The sequence below is a fragment of the Prochlorococcus sp. MIT 0701 genome (assembly GCF_000760295.1).
Taxonomy (GTDB): Bacteria; Cyanobacteriota; Cyanobacteriia; order PCC-6307; family Cyanobiaceae; genus Prochlorococcus.
On record NZ_JNBA01000007.1, the window covers coordinates 53,628 to 69,849 of the forward strand.

Genomic DNA, 16,222 nt, shown 5'->3' on the forward strand with positions numbered 1-16,222 from the left:
GGGCTCGCCGGGTATCACTTTGGAATCCCTTCAGCGACTCTGACTAGACACATGATCCATGCGCGCCTCACGTCCCAGCTTGACCTGCAATCTGAACCAACCGAAGCCCACCGGGAGAGCCGCGACCAACGGCAAGACAGCCCAAATCGGCCGATTACTTGCCCCCAAAAGAGCAGCTGCAATGCCTAGAGAGCCCAATAACACCGATTGACCAAGGGCCTTCTGAACGCTGATCATGCGCCGCAATTGTCGATCGGATTCACCCATCCGGATCTGTAATTGCAGATCTCCTTGTTCAAGTCGTTCAAGGCTTTCGTCCAGACGCCGTGGCAAGGCTGCAGCCCGGCTGCCAATAGCACCTACTTGACGTCCGAGCTCATTGAGCAAATCGTTTGGACCAGAACCGCTTGAAGTCATCAGTGGCAGTAAATATGGCTTGGCTATAGCCATCAAACTAAAGCCTGAGTCGAGGCTTCGCCCCACACCTTCAAAGGTGGAGAGAGCACGCATCACAAAAACCAGCTCAACTGGCAGCCGAAAGGGTTGGCCATAAACCAACTCGTAAAGATCTCCGGAAAGTTTCTCGATCACATTGGCGCTGAAGGGCGGCGTCAAAGCGTCTTGAAACATCACTCGCACCAACCGCCGCACAGGCCCAACGTCGATGCCATAAGCAATCAAACCCGCAGCCTGCAACTCCTCAACCAGGGCTGCCGCATCTCTAGCTGCCGCAGCACGAATCATCGAACCGAGCCGACGGCGCAAAGAATCGGAGAGCAGTCCCATCATGCCGAAGTCGTAGTAAATGAGAGCTCCATCAGCGGCCACGGCAAGGTTGCCTGGATGGGGATCGGCATGAAAAAAACCGAACCGCACTAGCTGCTGCAGATAACTGGCGGCTCCAATCTCCGCTACGGCCGTGGGATCAATTCCTGCCTTCAATAAAGCCTCAAGATCATTCACCTTGATGCCTGGCAAATAATCGAGACAAAGAACACGCCGGGTGCTGAGCTCCCAGACCACTGCAGGCACGCGAATACGAGAATCATCAAGAAACTGCTGACGAAACCGAGCTGCGTACTGAGCTTCCACACGAAAGTCGAGCTCCCTTAACAAGACCCGCCGGCATTCCTGAGCAATCGCCACCCAGTCGCGTCCACGCCCCCATTTTGGGTGACGTTGAAGGACAGCAGCGACCTGCTGCATGATTTCCAAATCCAGGCGAAACAATCGCTCCAAGCGGGGCCGTTGAATCTTCAGGACAACTTGCCGACCGCTGCGCAGACTGGCGCGATGAACCTGAGCTAGGGAGGCGGCTGCAAGGGGCTGATCATCAAGATCAATGATCTCTGCACAGCGGTCCCCCAATTCCTGCTCCAGCAGAATTTGAGCTTGCTCAAAACTAAATGCAGGGACTTTGTCCTGAAGATCGGCCAGTTCAGATACCCATTGAACTGGCAAAACATCAGGACGTGCCGAGAGCAACTGGCCAAGCTTGATAAAAGCGGAACCAAGTTGGAGCAATTCTGTGGTGAGCCAACGAGCTCGAACCGTTTGGCGGGCCTGCCGCCGCTCACTGGTCCAACCACCTGGATAAGTCCATTGACGGGCATCCCACCAAACAAAGATGATTAACGTCAAAACTGCACGCCAAATACGCAGCGCACGCAGCCCACGCCGAATCGCTACCAGCAGGGACGGACAAGCCATTACTGGTTGATCTCAACCTGGCGATTGAGGTCTGCCACCTTTGCCCTAAGACGATCGATCTGATCCTGAGCCTGATCTTCATTAGGAACTGGCGATGAGGCTGCCTTTGTCTCACCGACCTCGCCAGATTCATGCTCCAGACGGTCGGCCTCTGCAATCACCTCCTGCTGAAAAAGATCCCATTCCTTGCCAACGCGCTCTGGAGCATCCTGGGCCAGCAATGCCAGGCCAGCAGCCGCGTCAGCAAGCCCATGACCCAATCGAGCTGCTAAGCGGTTCAAGGTCGCTCTGAGCAGGGAATCAGGAGAACTCATGACCACAGCACGGATGCCTGAAACTGTGGCAGATCCAACTCGCAATCAAAGCACTTAAGGAGCGGTGGGAGGCCTTGTAAAAGTATGAGGTGGGGCGCTTGGAAATGGTGTGATCACTTTCAAGGGCTTTTAGGGATAGTTCCTCCTAAGAAAGTCTGATACTGGTGATTGAGGTGATTGAGGGGAGTCCCGCCTCCTAAGGAAATCTGATGCTGGTGTGCTTGAAGGCTTGGGTCTTGGAGCTACTGGCTGAGGGGGCGCTGGCCTGCCAAGAGGGTTGGATGCTGGTGTGTTCGCAGGCTTGGGCTTTGGAGCTACTGGCTGAGCAGGGATTGTCTGCTGAGGTGTGATTGGTGCAGGCAGTTCTGGAGCAGCCAGACCGGGGTCAGCCAGACCGGGGTCTGCCGCGTCGGCTTCTGTGGTTTGGCGAATCGCTTGCAGCTCCTGTTCACGGCGAAGAGCAGCCGCAGCAGCCAACTTCTCTGCTTGCTGTTTGGCCTGCTTCTCAGCCTGCTCTTTGGCCTTACGTTTGGCTGCAACTTTGGCCTCTTTGGCAGCGACGTCCGCCTGAAGATCTGCACTGCTGCCACCATGCCGACGACGCAGTCCTTCTAGGCGCTCTCCAGGGAATGGAAAAGGAGTTGGTCCAAAAGACTGCTGCTGAGGCTGCTGCATGTTCCCACGCAGAATCATGATCCTCTGGGTCATGCCATAGCCCAGGGCAAAACACCCACCCACCAACAAAGGTCCAAGCCAAAAGCGTGGGCGTTTGCGGTTCTTCTGCTCAGTAGGTGATGGTGTGGCCACGTGATCAAGCATATCCAGTCGTCTTGAGCAGCCTTAAAGTTCAAACAAGGGCAAAATAATCCCTGATGCCAATCAGTGATAGCTCGATCAAGACTTACAAATCATCCATACTTAGATGGGTCAAAGTAGATGCAATTACAAAAGATTGAGACTAGAAGCTTTGAAGAATGTATAGACGTAGAGCCGGATTACTTAAGTGTTGCCAAAAGCTTCACACTGCTGGCTTCCCAATCATTGCGACCTTAGGTTTATAGACAAAAGGCAAAGTAGCTCGCTATCCAAGCCATTCATGTCATGGCATCATCGATAGTCTGAGATAGAAAGTAAGTCATTAGAAGCCTGAGACTCTTGTAAAAGTACGTCTGACTAGTCTGACTTTCTGCATCATCATTAGCTTCAGCAAGCACACGCAAATTCGTTGTTCAAAAAAGAAATGAGCCATTTCATGGCTGGCTAAGTCAATGAACTTGAAAAATCCGTGGCTGCATGGCAAGAGACTAAGAGATAGAGATCACTGGAGCATGGGGGGAGCTCCAGTGTGTTTAAACCAAGCTCAGTAGACATTTCCCCTGCAACGTGGACCAATGTCCATTATTGGTACAAACAATGTTGACAACCTGGCCAATTCAGACGCATTGACGAATTGATAAGTGAATGAACTCTTGATGGGCATGAATTCTCCTCCCAATCACTCGAAAAATATTACGCCCGATGGTATTGCCGAAAGCAGGATTCAAGAGAGAGTTAAGTTGGTTTCATCAACATATGATTTCTACTTTACAGGCTCACCTTTGTGTTCATTCATACACTTATGCAATAAGAATATTGCTAATAATAATTGCTTTAATCTACTATGAGGCTTGATAGGAAAAACTGAAAATAATGAATGGTCAGCTAGCCATAGCTGCCAATCATGATTGGCGTTATCGTTTTAGGAAGTGTTCATATAGGGGAAATTTTTGATCATAGAAAAGCTTCTAACAATTCAACCAAAGCAAAAAATTAATACCCAAAAGAAGAACTTGGGAGCATAAGGTCTGGTGGCCTCTTAAATCAGTAGAAAACAAACAACTGCAGCACTACTCAATCAGCTCAGGAAGTTTTCCGGCCTTGCGTGCAGCTGTACAGGTTACTGAATTGACATTACTATATTCTGGAGGCGCAAGATATCTAGATGTAATGGCACAAAGTTTCCAACCAGTGTAAGGTTTGCGTTGTCCTGCAAGGTTTTCTGAAAAACCATTCACCTCACACCAAGTTGATGCAGGGAATTGATAAGCGCTGACTTTATCTTCACAGACAACATTAGCTTGACGGAAAAAGTAGGTATTTCCTTTGTCACCATTGATTTTGATGTCGACTGCTTGTGGTGATTGAGCCTGAGCATTACTTGGGCCAGAGAATAGAAATGAAAGCAGACTGGTCATTAAAATCGGGAGACTTGCTAATGTTCTCAATTGTCTTGCACTTGATTAATTATATAATAACAGCCCCTAACACGAAAAGCGAAACTTTTAATTTAATTGGCTTTGTTCTTAAATACTATTCTCTTGATGATCGATTGAATCATGCCCTATTAACTAGCCTGAAAAATAAGTCGATAAACTCTAGGACTATTGATATGATCTTTGAAAGTTGAAAATCTAGCAATGAGTACGTTGGAGACCAGTTGGCTTTTCCCCTCAAGATAGAAAGATTAGAGAAAGTTTTCTTGATAGAAAATAATCTGCGAACTTACGATATTTTCTATCAAGAAAATAGGTCGTTGTGAATTCAATCAAAGTGGGGCGATGACTCAATCAATATGTTATCAATAGCAGCATGCTTTGAATCCGAGGCCATGGAAATGATTTTCAAAACTGTTTATAGAAATACAAGCAGTAGTGTGGTTATATATTCATTTAAATAAGCTGACAAGATTGACCTGCAAAAAATAGGAAGGCATTCAGCTGGAGCGTAAGGCTCTTATGACACACTTTGAGGGAGTGTGGCAAGAGAGCAGCTGAATTGATCTTTGCAGTAAAGGCTATGGAAGGGAGCTCTCTCTTTCATACCAAATAAATTATGCGGACCACTAGGCGCCTAAACAGCTAGAGATTGGAAAGGACAAAGTCTTGAAATTTATCTCTCAATGAATCAAACTCTTTACGAGTTTGATCATTGATTAGGCCCACATGGCCATTCTCTATGGCAGTGTGGGTTTCATTCAAAGCTTTTAGCATGTAATAAATTTCTGATTGGGATTCAAAAGTAAATTTCATGGCAAAAGATATTAATATTTTCAAAGTATCGCCGAGAAATGAAATAGGACAATCTGTATAAACACTCATAAATTTAAATAGTGCACAAGTATATTGAGGGGAGTGGCCGGTCGTAAACGTGAAGGGAAAGTAAAAAAGGGTAGGGAGGCTAGGGGAAATATTAAGACACTGTCTCGCTCAAAAGCTTACAGATTGAGCTCTAGGGGGCAAGCCGAATTAGTATTTACATTGTTCAAGGTAGCTTTGCAGAAAGGTATTAGGATCACTAGCTTTTAGTTGAAATGATAGAGAATAAGCCTCTATTATGCTATTGAGCATCAAAATATAGGCTCAGGCCTTGACTTGTCTCTATAATAGTGAATATATGCTTCTAAGCCTATATGGGCCACCCTATTGCATTAATCATTGCCATTACCCTTTTGTGCACTCTCTGGCGACTGTTATATTTTTCAGATGCTGCCAGAAGCTAGAGCTGAGAGAAAGAGATCTAGGTATAATAAAGTCAACCAAAAAATAGTCGTTATTCCTAATACTTAGTAGCCCGGGAAGGCGCTAATTCATTAAAAGAGATTGATATTTCGCAAACACACACTAGACATCTTGAGCCCGCTCAATCGAGTTTCAAATCTTCTTGAAAATAGGGTGCATTCTCCTGCTGAAATTCTCTAATTACGAAGAAGTGCTTTTTATTACTTGCAAGCAGAATGCCAATCTTACTGGGGCCCTTGTTCATCGAAATCAACACAAGGATCGCTAGCTAAAGAATATCTTAGGGCTGATAGCATCAGTAAATCATGTTGTCCATTGAGTAAACGTACTGTATGAGATCTTCCAGCGAGATTAATTCTGTAAAAAATAAGCTCTGCAAAATGGTGCCGTATCAGATCCAGCAGCTAAGAGCGATTCATCCTCAAAGGATGTAAAAAGAATATCGTTCCAACACCTAAAATAAGATGCCGGTTAAGTAGCATGCTGGCATGATTCTTCTATGATAGTGAATTTATGGAATCCAACTGCGATCATGCGCAAATGCCTTAAGAGCCCAATAGGCTACGAAAGGGAGCTACTCTTGACTATCCATCGTAAATATGTAGTACAAAAACCATCCCACACCAATTAGCAATATTATGATAGCGCCTATTATGTCCCAAGGAATGGAATCCATAATCTACTTTCCAATCCTCACAGTGCTAGTTGAAGAGGAACTATAATAGCCTAAGGACATGCTCAAATGGCACAATGCAAAAGTACGCCTGCAAGGTTTGTATCTATATCTACGACCCGAAAGTTGGCGATCCAACAAATGGGATTCCACCAGGTACGAGCTTTGCTGATTTGCCCAGGGATTGGAAATGTCCACAATGTAAAGTAGGAAAAGGAAAATTTAAACCATGCAACTGATTCTGCGATCTCAAATTAATCATGTTTTGACTGCAAAAGTACATGGTGGGATGAAATCATCAAAACCTTGAAGCCGCTAACAACACTCAAATAGACCTCCAAGTATAAAACCTGGTAATTATCAATGGCTAAGTGGCCTCTAATTAGAGATGATGAGCGTTAAGGTGTATTTGATTGTCGACAATAATCTAGAAGATATTCCCCAGGTCAGACTTCTTTGCGAGTGCTTGGAAGCAGATCAAAAAAGACGGAATTAATTTTGTCCGCAAGCTTTAAGAGCTGACCACACTACATAATTGAATAAGAAATATGCAAGACGCGGGACTCCTCAAAGAATTTTGGGGATAAATGTGTTGTCCAAAACCTTCAGTTGGTCGAAGTCCTATGTTTTCTTAATTCATTGCTGTCCTTATAATTACTGTATTTAAAAGCCATTGCTTTGGAATTCATCCAACTAAGCATTGCCTGAGGCATTGAGAATATATTTCAATCAGCATCTATTATGTACGTAACTGCCTCATCCACACAGGCAGCTTTCGATATGATGACATTGAACGATTAAGCAAAGGAGGTGATTACTTGACCAATTATTTGGATTAGTACCCTCATGTGAAAGGCACTGGCTGAGGTTAAATCTTGCACAGCATCTTCTTGCTGGCCGTGTAGTAAATATGAGCGACCATGATAATACGGTAAGTTTGCTTATTAGTGCACTCATGGCTTTCAAAGCGGAGATTCTGAATCTCTAATTGAACACTACCTATCATATGGCTTGATAAAGCCAACAAGTCTATAAATCAAAAACCTGATTGATTGAAATCTCCTCTTGACTAGCCAATATAATGATATTGATGGCCAATGAAGCCCTATGCTTAATCTGTTCAGTCATTCTCCACTTTTCGCCTCTTGTCAGGCGTCATTAGTGCTCATCTTTGGAGTTATTATGCTCCTTAATGCACGTCGAAGCCGTCCTAACCTTCAATGGCATCCAGAATACCGTCAGTTATTAACCAAAGCCTATGATAACTCACCCTATGCAAAAGGAAATAAACTATAAAACTCAAGCTTAACCCCTTTCATTGCTAGATGTGGATACTGCCATGCTCATTCGCCCCTTGCATGCCTGACTTACAACATAGGAGATTAAGGCCAAAATTATTCTTCTAAATGAAATCTAATGGTTGGGCTTTGTAGCAGCCGCACATCAAATCCCCCGAGCCGTTTAACTCATGTTTATGCATTATAGATTCGAGCCTTTTTTTACTGCAGCGATGTGTTCGATTTTAGATCTTCACTCAAGCGACTAATTGGATTATCATTGTTTAGGTTTGGCGCCGGGTAGAGGGTGGTGCAATTGAACGCAAAATCACCACCAGCTTTCTGAACAATGTTTGCAATCTGGAGGAAGACCTCCTGTTGAATATCTAGCCAGTCTTTCCAAACAGTTGTTTTAGTAAAGCAATACACCATCATGTTGATAGAGGAGCTATCCCATTCGTTGAAATTCACCAAGATGGTCTGTTTTTGATCAATGTCTGGATGGTTTAACAGCAGACTTCGAACATTCTTGGTAATCGCCTCGATACGAGGCAGATCTTCGTAGCGAAGACTAATGCTGGCTTTGATTCTTCTGTTATACATTCGTCCAGGATTCTCGATCGGTTTAGTCGCAAATATCGAATTTGGGATATAGAGTGGTCTACGGTCGAAGGTGCGAATGCGGGTGTGATACCAGCCAATTTTCTCAACTGTTCCATCATCAAAGCTTGAGACGCAAATCCAGTCACCTTCTGTGAATGGACGAGTAAAAAAGAGCATGAACCCTGCAAGGAAATTCTGGGATATCTGCTGTGTCCCAAAGCCGAGGCCAATCCCTGCTCCACCAAGCAAAGCGCCTACTGCTGCGGTAGACACCCCAAAAGTCACCATCAGGGCCGCGATAGTTAAAACAATGACTCCAATGGTGAAAATTCGATCCAATAAGGTGGTCAACATGGCCTCATCTCTGGGATCTTCTACCTTCAGCCAGAGTTGAATGCGATTCGATTGCAGGAGCAGTGCCCGGCCGAGATTGATCGTGGCCCAGCCCAGAGCGATCACCACCAGAGCAGTTGAGACTGATGAACTTTTAATGGGCAATAAGGCCTTAGCTTGCAGTTCCAAGAGGTGTAACAGCCAACCCAAGTAAAGAGCTGAACTAAATCCAAGCAATAAGGGCCTTCGGATGGATCTCGCTACCAGAGGGCCAATCCGCCTTCCGTACTTATCCAGTAGAACGAGTATCAACCAAAGAACAGCTAAGAAGACAGTTCCGACCAGGACCCCCTCTTGACTCTGAAAAAAATCGATCTTGTTGAGCAGCTCGTGTTGCGTATCGGGCATGCGGCTTGATCTGGTTTGAGCAAATCTTACTGAGGAAAGTTGAATCAGGGTAGATATAAAACTGCCTTTATCACAGCAGTCACAATTGATTAAGAGCAAGATAAGCCCCTCTCAAGAAAATGGTCTGATCAGCAAGGGTTTTTCTACTACTTGATCTACAAAACATGGATGCACTGTCTCTCAGTGAATCAGATGAAGCTATCTTTCAGACCATTGCAAACATGTAGAGACAGAAAAACTAGATCAATGAGAGCAAGGAAGCTAACAGTCACTGGTGGCAATGCTGATTCCATCCTGAAGCAGACCGTGTTGCTGAGGCCTATATCTTCAGTCGCGCTAAACAATCTGATTGATTCTTGCTCATCTGCTGAAGACGCGCAGATTGCTGTTGGTTATGCAGTCAGCATTTCTTTAAGCAAGTTTACGATGTGCTTTTGATTAGAGGTGATGGCTTTCACACCAAATGACTTGATGTTAACAAGGGTCAGCTTCTTGCCTGAGATGATTGAGTTCATACCTAATCAAGTGCAAAAAATCTAATTGATACCCAAGCAATCACCTGTTGATGCAAATACCTCAAGCCTAGTTGGAACGCTACTAAACAAGAATTAGCCAGTCAGCTTAAGCCTGAGATTAGTTCCCATCATAGCAAGTCTGCTTAAGTTAAGTCAAAGAAGCCTTGTCAGTAGAAGGAAGACAAGGAAATCTACTAATGAAGATCGAAGCTATGGATTCGCTAATGCAAAGTCGGCAAACTTCTTGCGTAATGTCTGAAAACCTTTGAGCGACTTCCTGTCCATTTCAAGCAATCCGTTCTCAACACACCATTGAGTCTGGTTTAATGCCTTCAACATGTAATAAATCTCCGTCTGAGATTCAAAGGTGAATTTGACAGCCATAGGAGATTTCTCTTTTATGGTGTCTAGCTTAATAGGAATCAAAGCAAAACGAGTGCGACAAGCACCTGCTCCCCATCTTAAGTAGTGGTGAAGGTGCGATTTGGTTGTTACTTTTAAAGAAAATGATTCGATTTCAGCAAGCATTATCTGGGGCCTGCTCTTGAAAACAAGTTGACTAAAATCTGTGAACCAATGTTGTTGCTATTCAGCCCACCCTACTTGATAGGAGCTAGGTGAATACTTGGCTAATTCAATGTTTCATCTCCCTGCAACCCAAATGAATCTGATCGTCAGTTTAAATGTAAATGAGAGGTAGTTTCTATGGGACCAATATAAAGAACTCCATATGCGACTTAGCTTTAATCCCGCTTCTAAGGATTCTCTTTAAGGAGTCTCATGAGAATCTTTTTCTGCATCATAGTCGCACGTAGAATATCTCTTTCTTGCTCGGCCAATGCTAATTCTTTTTGAAGACGATCAATCCGCAGATCGAGCTCTTTCTCACTGCTACTCATGTTGGCTTCCGATCCATTAGGGCAGACTTAAGGCCTTTGCAGCTTAGATGCTAGCCCTTCTTTAGGCAATTCCCATAAGAAGCATTATAAATATCTAAATTGAAGCAGACCTCATGGATAGAATCAAAATAATAAGAGCTTGATTCACAGCTGACAGACAATTGTCTTGAATTTGTTGATGATACAAGGCTTACTGTTGATATTCGTAGGATCAGCACGCCACTCCGGAAAGATTCCGTTGAGTTCGTAGGTTTCGCCAGTGCTTGCGTTGTCCACAAAAATGGTGTTGCCCGTGTCAGCGTTTGACATCCACCGGCACAGTATGCGAATCGTTGGCTGACCTGCAACAGTCATTGAGCAAGCTTGCCGAAAGGAGGAGGATGTCGATTGAGCCTCTGCAGATATGGTGGATAACATGACAGAGAAGACGGCTGTGAGTATTTGTTTCACTTGACCATAGAATGCTTTGCAATAATATATATATTGTGCGATATGACCAGAAAGAATTATATATGTTGTTGATGCAACATGACCCTGGCCCTCCTGTGGTGACCTTGACATTTGATTAAAATAGGCATGTCACTTGTACTAAGACGATGCCCGATCTTTCGCTTCCTACAATCCTGGCAATTGCAGCACTGGTAGCTTTTATACCTATTGTATTTGGCGGCTTTCTTGCATTGAAACGTCGCACAATCACGAGCTAAACAATTCTTGTTTCTTAGAAGGTATCGTTTTAATATAACACTCAAAAAGCTCTATTATTGCTACGACACCTTCTACTTATAATCAATCAATTCGATCCTTGATGACCTACTAAGTAGCCTGAGTGATCCGAGAATCTTCAGCATTGAGCGTGATGAGTGATTACTTTTAAGACAATCATCTTCAATCAATTGCCTTAGTCATGCCGGATTAGCAGTCAATAGAAATGTGTTGACTGCTAACAAAGTCTCGATTAGCAATGGCCAAAGTTTTGATCTATTGGTCTCGAGTTTTAGCATTCCTGCTACATCTCTTAAATTTACCAAGGATTAACTTCTGCCAAGTAAATGGTTTGTCTTATCTTGGTTATTGGATCATCCTCCACCGCTAGCCAATACTGCTCTTGCCCCTCCACCTGAACACATTTCATCTCTTGCCCCAGGCTATTTTCCTAGCAGTGGTGACTTTTTGCGGAGCCGGCTGCTCCCTTCCCGTAAGGGCTGAAGCTGGTTGTGCAGCATTTGAGGCTATTGGATGGAATCAAAATTTAGCCTCTGGTGCAAAGTCAGGCTTGATAACTGGAGGCAGTTGGAGATGTTCAAATACTTACGCTGCTGGTGCTGGTTTTGTATCTGATGAGTATGCAGTTACTGTGCATACTTGTTTTGATGATATATTTTGCAGTGATAGGGGCTTTGAAGTTGGAGCAATATACGTTCAAGTCAATAAGGATGGAATAAAAGGAAATTTCAAGGCTAGAGGGCAGGTTCTCAAGACAGATCGCAAGAGTATGAAGGTAAAGCAGGTGGATTCGGATGTCGCATACAGCTGGACTGATGGTGAATACAATGAGTTTAATACTGCATCACTGTTGATAGAACGCTAGCATTAGAGAAGGTAGTAGTTGCTAAGATGAACATCAAGCAAAGACTACAAAGAAGATACTTAAACTTAATAGATGGCCTCAGGTCTTTGGTCAAATTTATCTATGCCCAAAGCATTCAAGTACTTAAGTATTTGAATCCCTCACGTTCCAGACCTTTCTCCTGGGTGCTGATCTTTTTTAGTGTCTATATTGTCGTACGTTATATCGCCATAATAGCGTTAGTCCTCGAACTAGCATCAATTCTGTTGCCTTTTACTGGTCCAGGAGTTGAGGTTGTCATCGGACTGATTTTTTACACACTTGTAACTTTCGTATTGAAGTCCATATTTTGCAAACAATAAGTACATTTCCATAGAGCGCTATATAAAGGAAGAGCTCAAATACAGAAAATTGTAGTTATTTTTATCAGTCCAAGTCTTCTTCGTCAAGGAATCGATTGGCCACTAAGGCATCAACCACTGCAAGCAAGGCGCCGCCACCCCAGATCAAACGCCAGACCTGCTCTTCGGCGAATAAAGAGAGGCTGAGGAAGACCAACGCCAGCACCACATCGAGAAGAAGTGCACGGCGTATCAGTCGCGGGGGTAGTGGAGGCATAAGCTATCTTAGCTTCTTTACTTGATATTTAGGATCGTGAGATTCACCAACTCAAGGTCGGAGGAGATGCCTCTGTCAACCTTTTGATCGCATTAACTGTAGCTAGATGTTGTGATTTTGCGGCGATAAAATTAAATCTTTTATAATTATAGCTATTGAGATAACTCTCGACTGCCCCATCATCTTTGACATTCAATACAGGCCTTTCGCTTGATTCCTAAGAGGATTGCAATTCAGTAGATCTCAGCCTAGGGAGTCTAATTTCCGTTTAGTCATGTTTACTTTGGCTTCGCCTGCGATAAATCCGCTGTCGCGATTTTGCTTTTGCTGGCCCTTTGAGCAACCCATAGACAACACAGCTTGCGAATAGAGCTGCGATTGCTCCTACCAAACTTGATCCAAGTAAAAGGCGAGTGCTGAAGGCCCAGCCTTGAGTCCAAAGATCTTGGTCATTGAGTTGAGTGAGGTCAAAGTCATTTTGGCCTTGGCCAATCAGGTAACAGCCAACTTGATAGTTGAACCAATAGAGCGGCAAATAGGTGATCGGGTTACTGATCCAGGTTCCTATAGCTGCCAGTACATGGTTGCCGCGCACCACACTGGCTAAGGCGACACCCAGCAGTGTCTGTAATCCGAAGAAAGGGAAGCAGCCGCTGAACACTCCCGCTGCGACCCCTCGTGCCCGTTGCCCGGGCGTTCCTTCTTGCTGCCAGAGCCAAACAAGCCAGCGGCGCAGCCGCCTGCTGATTCCCTGGAGGGTTTGCTGGATCATGGCCAGACCGAAGCAATGGTGCTGCAGGGTGGCGTTGATCGTAGGAAGGGATGAAGGTGGCAGAGATGATGTCTTCTCCTATCCCCCATCAGCAAACGATTGCGGCAGTGGCAACGGCGGTTGCACCAGGCCAAGGGGGTATTGCTGTGGTGCGCCTTTCTGGGCCAGCGGCTGAGGTCGTTGGGCGGAGTGTGGTGTCGATCCCGGGGCAACAACTTTGGGTTAGTCATCGTGTGTTGTATGGCCATGTGATGGATGAGAGCGGCAAGGAACGGATCGATGAAGTTCTTGTGTTGCTGATGAAGGGTCCACGCAGTTTCACTGGCGAGGATGTTGTGGAGATCCACTGTCATGGTGGATTGATGGCTGTTCAGCGGGTGCTTGAGCGTGTGTTGGCTCAGCCGCATGTGCGTCGGGCACTACCTGGAGAGTTCAGCCAGCGGGCGGTGCTCAACGGCCGGCTTGACCTCACCCAGGCGGAGGCGATCAGTGAACTTGTGGCGGCGCGTAGTCGTCGAGCAGCCCAATTGGCGATGACGGGAGTCGATGGAGGTATTCAGCGCCGTATTACCTCTCTGCGGGAAAGGTTGTTGGATCAGCTCAGTGAGCTGGAGGCAAGAGTTGACTTTGAGGAGGATCTCCCTCCTCTTGATGGTGCTGAGCTGTTGGTTGAGTTGCAGTGCGTGCGGCGAGAGCTCGAACAGCTTGTTGAAGATGCCAAGCGTGGTGATGTGCTGCGTCAGGGGTTACAGGTGGCTCTGGTTGGTCGCCCTAATGTTGGCAAGAGCTCCCTGTTGAATCGCCTCAGCCGCCGGGAGCGGGCGATCGTGACGGATCTTCCTGGTACGACCAGGGATGTCTTGGAGAGCGAGATTGTGCTGGAGGGTGTGCCGATCACCTTGGTTGACACCGCAGGTATTCGCGCCACCAAAGATGCGTTGGAGCAACTTGGGATAGACCGTAGTCATCAAGCTCTCGCTGCGGCTGATGTGGTGTTCTTGGTGTTTGATCTCAGCCTGGGATGGACAGCAGAGGATGCTGCGCTGCTGGCGCAGATCCCAGACGATGTACCAAGGCTGCTTGTGGGTAACAAAGCTGATGCTCAGCCTGCCTCGATGGCTGCTTCGCGTGGCAATCAGGTCGATGGCAAGACTGTCGATGTGATCTTGAGCGCACTCACAGGGCAAGGAGAAGAGGCCTTGATTGAGGCTGTTTTGAAGACTTGTGGTGCCAGCGAAGCGCAGGGGTTGGTGGTTGCTCTCAATCAACGTCAGCAAGATCTTGCCGCAGCAGCAGCAATTGCTTTGGCTCGCACGCAGGAAGCAGCAGAGCAAAAGTTGCCCTGGGATTTCTGGACCATTGACCTGCGGCAAGCGATCAGCAGCTTGGGGGAGATCACTGGCGAGGAGATCACAGAAGCTGTGCTTGATCGAATCTTTTCGCGTTTTTGTATTGGCAAGTAGGTGAAAATAGAAACACACTAGTGTTAATTTCTAGTGTCTAAATGCTTTTTTCTGCCTAGCCAATCACTCCTCGAAAGCTTGTATTTTTGTTTGCAAGATGTTTTCCATGCCAGTCTCTTCACCTTCGCTGACGTTGACGCCAGAACTGCGCAGCAGGCTTGAGAGCTGGTTGTCAGAAGATATCGGTCGTGGTGATCTCACGGCACCTGCTTTGCTTGGTTGTCATGGACGTGCTTGCTGGCGAGCTAAAGCCGATGGTGTGTTTTGTGGGGGAGTGTTCGTTGAGCCATTGCTGCATGCGCTTGATCCAAAGGCCAGGGTGCAGCTTCTCGTCACTGAAGGGGCTTCAGTTTCAGTTGGCCAAGAATTACTTGAGCTTGAGGGGCAGGCCTCAGCGTTGGTGGCTGTTGAGCGAACAGCACTGAATTTGGCGATGCGATTGTCTGGCGTGGCAACCGCAACTGCCGCGCTCGTGGATCAGTTGCGAGGGTCGTCTGTGCGATTGGCTGACACCCGCAAGACCACTCCTGGGCTACGTGTTTTGGAGAAGTACGCCGTTCGTTGCGGTGGCGGAGTGAATCACCGTTGTGGGTTGGATGATGCCGCCATGCTGAAGGAGAACCACTTGGCTTGGGCTGGAGGCATGGCCGTGGCTGTCGCCGCTGTTCGCACAAGCGCACCATGGCCAGCTCAGATCATCATTGAAGCGGAAACTGCCGACCAGGCTGATGAGGCGCTTCGGGCTGGAGCGAATGGTGTGTTGCTAGATGAATTTTCCCCTGAGGCGCTTCAAAGCCTGGTGCCCCGATTGCGTCTATTGGCAGAGCAGCGAGCTGAAGGGTCTGTGGTTCTGGAGGCGTCTGGTGTTGATCCTGCCCAGTTGCATGCCTACGCGGCAACGGGGATTGACTTGATCTCGACGAGTGCTCCAGTGACGCGCAGCCCCTGGCTTGATATCAGCATGCGGTTTGAATCAACGAGGCCTGCCTAAGTTGCGCGAGGTTGTTCTGTTTTAAGCCAATCTTGCTAGCCAACTCAACGACTGCCTAAAGCGCTGCTCTGGACCCCAGTCTTGCAACATTATTAGTTGACGTTATAAGCGTTTTGTCACAGTGCAGCGCTCCCTTCGTCTTCTTCTGTCGCTTGCTGGTGCTGTGCTCTTGCTTTAGCTGGTTCTTCATTGCAACCAGTCGCTGCTCAAGACGATGGCAGGGCAGCAGATCTCGGTGTCATGGAGATCAACTTCAAGGATGCTGTGCAGTTCAGCTGGGGTTTTCAAGGAGCACTGTAAGGAGCTGGAACTCCTAACCAGGCAGGTATTGGCGCGTTTCTGCCGATTGCTGTTGGTGAGAACAGCGTCTTCTTCCTTGATGCCTTAGCCAATGCCAACTTTGGTGATCGTGATGGAGAAAGCAGCATCGTTAACACCGATGTCGCTGGTACCACGATCAGCACCTCAACCAGGCTTGGCTACCGCTGGCTCAATGGTGATTGCGCAATCACGCGTCGT

At 46.6% G+C, this 16,222-nt stretch carries 13 protein-coding genes and 1 pseudogene; 5 read left to right on the forward strand and 9 right to left on the reverse strand.

Annotated elements, in window-relative coordinates:
- Positions 1-30 precede the first annotated feature (30 nt).
- The 4 genes from EV12_RS01290 to EV12_RS01305 form a co-directional block, all read right to left on the reverse strand.
- Positions 31-1,710 carry an ABC1 kinase family protein gene (locus EV12_RS01290; RefSeq protein ID WP_036911037.1) on the reverse strand — a complete coding sequence of 560 codons (1,680 nt, stop codon included), beginning with the start codon at positions 1,708-1,710 and terminating at the stop codon, positions 31-33.
- A complete protein-coding gene (locus tag EV12_RS01295) occupies positions 1,710-2,024 on the reverse strand; it encodes a hypothetical protein (protein ID WP_036911039.1) in 315 nt (104 codons plus the stop codon). The genes EV12_RS01290 and EV12_RS01295 overlap by 1 nt, the downstream gene beginning before the upstream one ends.
- 129 nt (positions 2,025-2,153) lie before the next feature.
- On the reverse strand, positions 2,154-2,831 hold the full coding sequence (locus EV12_RS01300; protein ID WP_241466527.1) for a hypothetical protein: 678 nt from the start codon (positions 2,829-2,831) through the stop codon (positions 2,154-2,156).
- A 1,079-nt stretch (positions 2,832-3,910) separates the two neighbouring features.
- Positions 3,911-4,258, reverse strand: a complete 348-nt coding sequence (locus EV12_RS01305; RefSeq protein ID WP_241466528.1) for a hypothetical protein — start codon at positions 4,256-4,258, stop codon at positions 3,911-3,913.
- A gap of 2,073 nt (positions 4,259-6,331) precedes the next feature.
- Here EV12_RS01305 and EV12_RS12995 point away from each other — a divergent pair.
- Positions 6,332-6,493: a rubredoxin gene (locus EV12_RS12995; RefSeq protein WP_072014248.1), complete on the forward strand. Its 162-nt coding sequence runs from the start codon at positions 6,332-6,334 to the stop codon at positions 6,491-6,493.
- 1,260 nt (positions 6,494-7,753) lie between these two features.
- Here EV12_RS12995 and EV12_RS01315 read toward each other — a convergent pair.
- The 3 genes from EV12_RS01315 to EV12_RS13875 all read right to left on the reverse strand — a co-directional run bounded on the left by EV12_RS01315 (position 7,754) and on the right by EV12_RS13875 (position 10,289).
- Positions 7,754-8,875, reverse strand: a complete 1,122-nt coding sequence (locus EV12_RS01315) for a mechanosensitive ion channel family protein (RefSeq protein ID WP_036911047.1) — start codon at positions 8,873-8,875, stop codon at positions 7,754-7,756.
- 725 nt (positions 8,876-9,600) lie between these two features.
- Positions 9,601-9,918, reverse strand: coding sequence for a hypothetical protein (locus EV12_RS01320; protein ID WP_036911049.1), 318 nt, complete (start codon positions 9,916-9,918; stop codon positions 9,601-9,603).
- Positions 9,919-10,145: 227 nt separating this feature from the next.
- A complete protein-coding gene (locus tag EV12_RS13875) occupies positions 10,146-10,289 on the reverse strand; it encodes a hypothetical protein (RefSeq protein ID WP_193742104.1) in 144 nt (47 codons plus the stop codon).
- Between the two features lie 1,138 nt (positions 10,290-11,427).
- Between EV12_RS13875 and EV12_RS01325 the strand changes: the two genes are divergently transcribed.
- Positions 11,428-11,880 carry a Paralytic/GBP/PSP peptide gene (locus EV12_RS01325; protein ID WP_241466529.1) on the forward strand — a complete coding sequence of 151 codons (453 nt, stop codon included), beginning with the start codon at positions 11,428-11,430 and terminating at the stop codon, positions 11,878-11,880.
- A 405-nt stretch (positions 11,881-12,285) separates the two neighbouring features.
- Here the strand turns inward: EV12_RS01325 and EV12_RS01335 are convergent, their stop codons facing one another.
- A complete protein-coding gene (locus EV12_RS01335) occupies positions 12,286-12,477 on the reverse strand; it encodes a hypothetical protein (protein WP_036911054.1) in 192 nt (63 codons plus the stop codon).
- Between the two features lie 268 nt (positions 12,478-12,745).
- Positions 12,746-13,249, reverse strand: coding sequence for a DUF2062 domain-containing protein (locus EV12_RS01340; RefSeq protein ID WP_036911056.1), 504 nt, complete (start codon positions 13,247-13,249; stop codon positions 12,746-12,748).
- Between the two features lie 65 nt (positions 13,250-13,314).
- On the opposite strand from EV12_RS01340, the gene mnmE reads away from it, so the two are divergent.
- The 3 genes and pseudogenes from mnmE to EV12_RS01355 form a co-directional block, all read left to right on the forward strand.
- A complete protein-coding gene (mnmE, locus tag EV12_RS01345; protein WP_152562344.1) occupies positions 13,315-14,712 on the forward strand; it encodes a tRNA uridine-5-carboxymethylaminomethyl(34) synthesis GTPase MnmE in 1,398 nt (465 codons plus the stop codon).
- Between the two features lie 97 nt (positions 14,713-14,809).
- Complete coding sequence (gene nadC, locus EV12_RS01350; RefSeq protein ID WP_081939894.1) at positions 14,810-15,703, forward strand: carboxylating nicotinate-nucleotide diphosphorylase; 894 nt, start codon at positions 14,810-14,812, stop codon at positions 15,701-15,703.
- A gap of 121 nt (positions 15,704-15,824) precedes the next feature.
- A pseudogene (locus EV12_RS01355) lies at positions 15,825-16,222 on the forward strand (carbamoyl-phosphate synthase); the annotation flags it as partial.

Coding starts and splice junctions, on each gene's coding strand:
- EV12_RS01335 (WP_036911054.1), bottom strand. CDS start 12,477: ATGCCTCCACTACCCCCGCGACTGATACGCCGTGCACTTCTTCTCGAT.
- EV12_RS01305 (WP_241466528.1), bottom strand. CDS start 4,258: ATGACCAGTCTGCTTTCATTTCTATTCTCTGGCCCAAGTAATGCTCAG.
- nadC (WP_081939894.1), top strand. CDS start 14,810: ATGTTTTCCATGCCAGTCTCTTCACCTTCGCTGACGTTGACGCCAGAA.
- EV12_RS01290 (WP_036911037.1), bottom strand. CDS start 1,710: ATGGCTTGTCCGTCCCTGCTGGTAGCGATTCGGCGTGGGCTGCGTGCG.
- EV12_RS13875 (WP_193742104.1), bottom strand. CDS start 10,289: ATGAGTAGCAGTGAGAAAGAGCTCGATCTGCGGATTGATCGTCTTCAA.
- EV12_RS01315 (WP_036911047.1), bottom strand. CDS start 8,875: ATGCCCGATACGCAACACGAGCTGCTCAACAAGATCGATTTTTTTCAG.
- EV12_RS01340 (WP_036911056.1), bottom strand. CDS start 13,249: ATGATCCAGCAAACCCTCCAGGGAATCAGCAGGCGGCTGCGCCGCTGG.
- EV12_RS01320 (WP_036911049.1), bottom strand. CDS start 9,918: ATGCTTGCTGAAATCGAATCATTTTCTTTAAAAGTAACAACCAAATCG.
- mnmE (WP_152562344.1), top strand. CDS start 13,315: ATGATGTCTTCTCCTATCCCCCATCAGCAAACGATTGCGGCAGTGGCA.
- EV12_RS01295 (WP_036911039.1), bottom strand. CDS start 2,024: ATGAGTTCTCCTGATTCCCTGCTCAGAGCGACCTTGAACCGCTTAGCA.
- EV12_RS12995 (WP_072014248.1), top strand. CDS start 6,332: ATGCAAAAGTACGCCTGCAAGGTTTGTATCTATATCTACGACCCGAAA.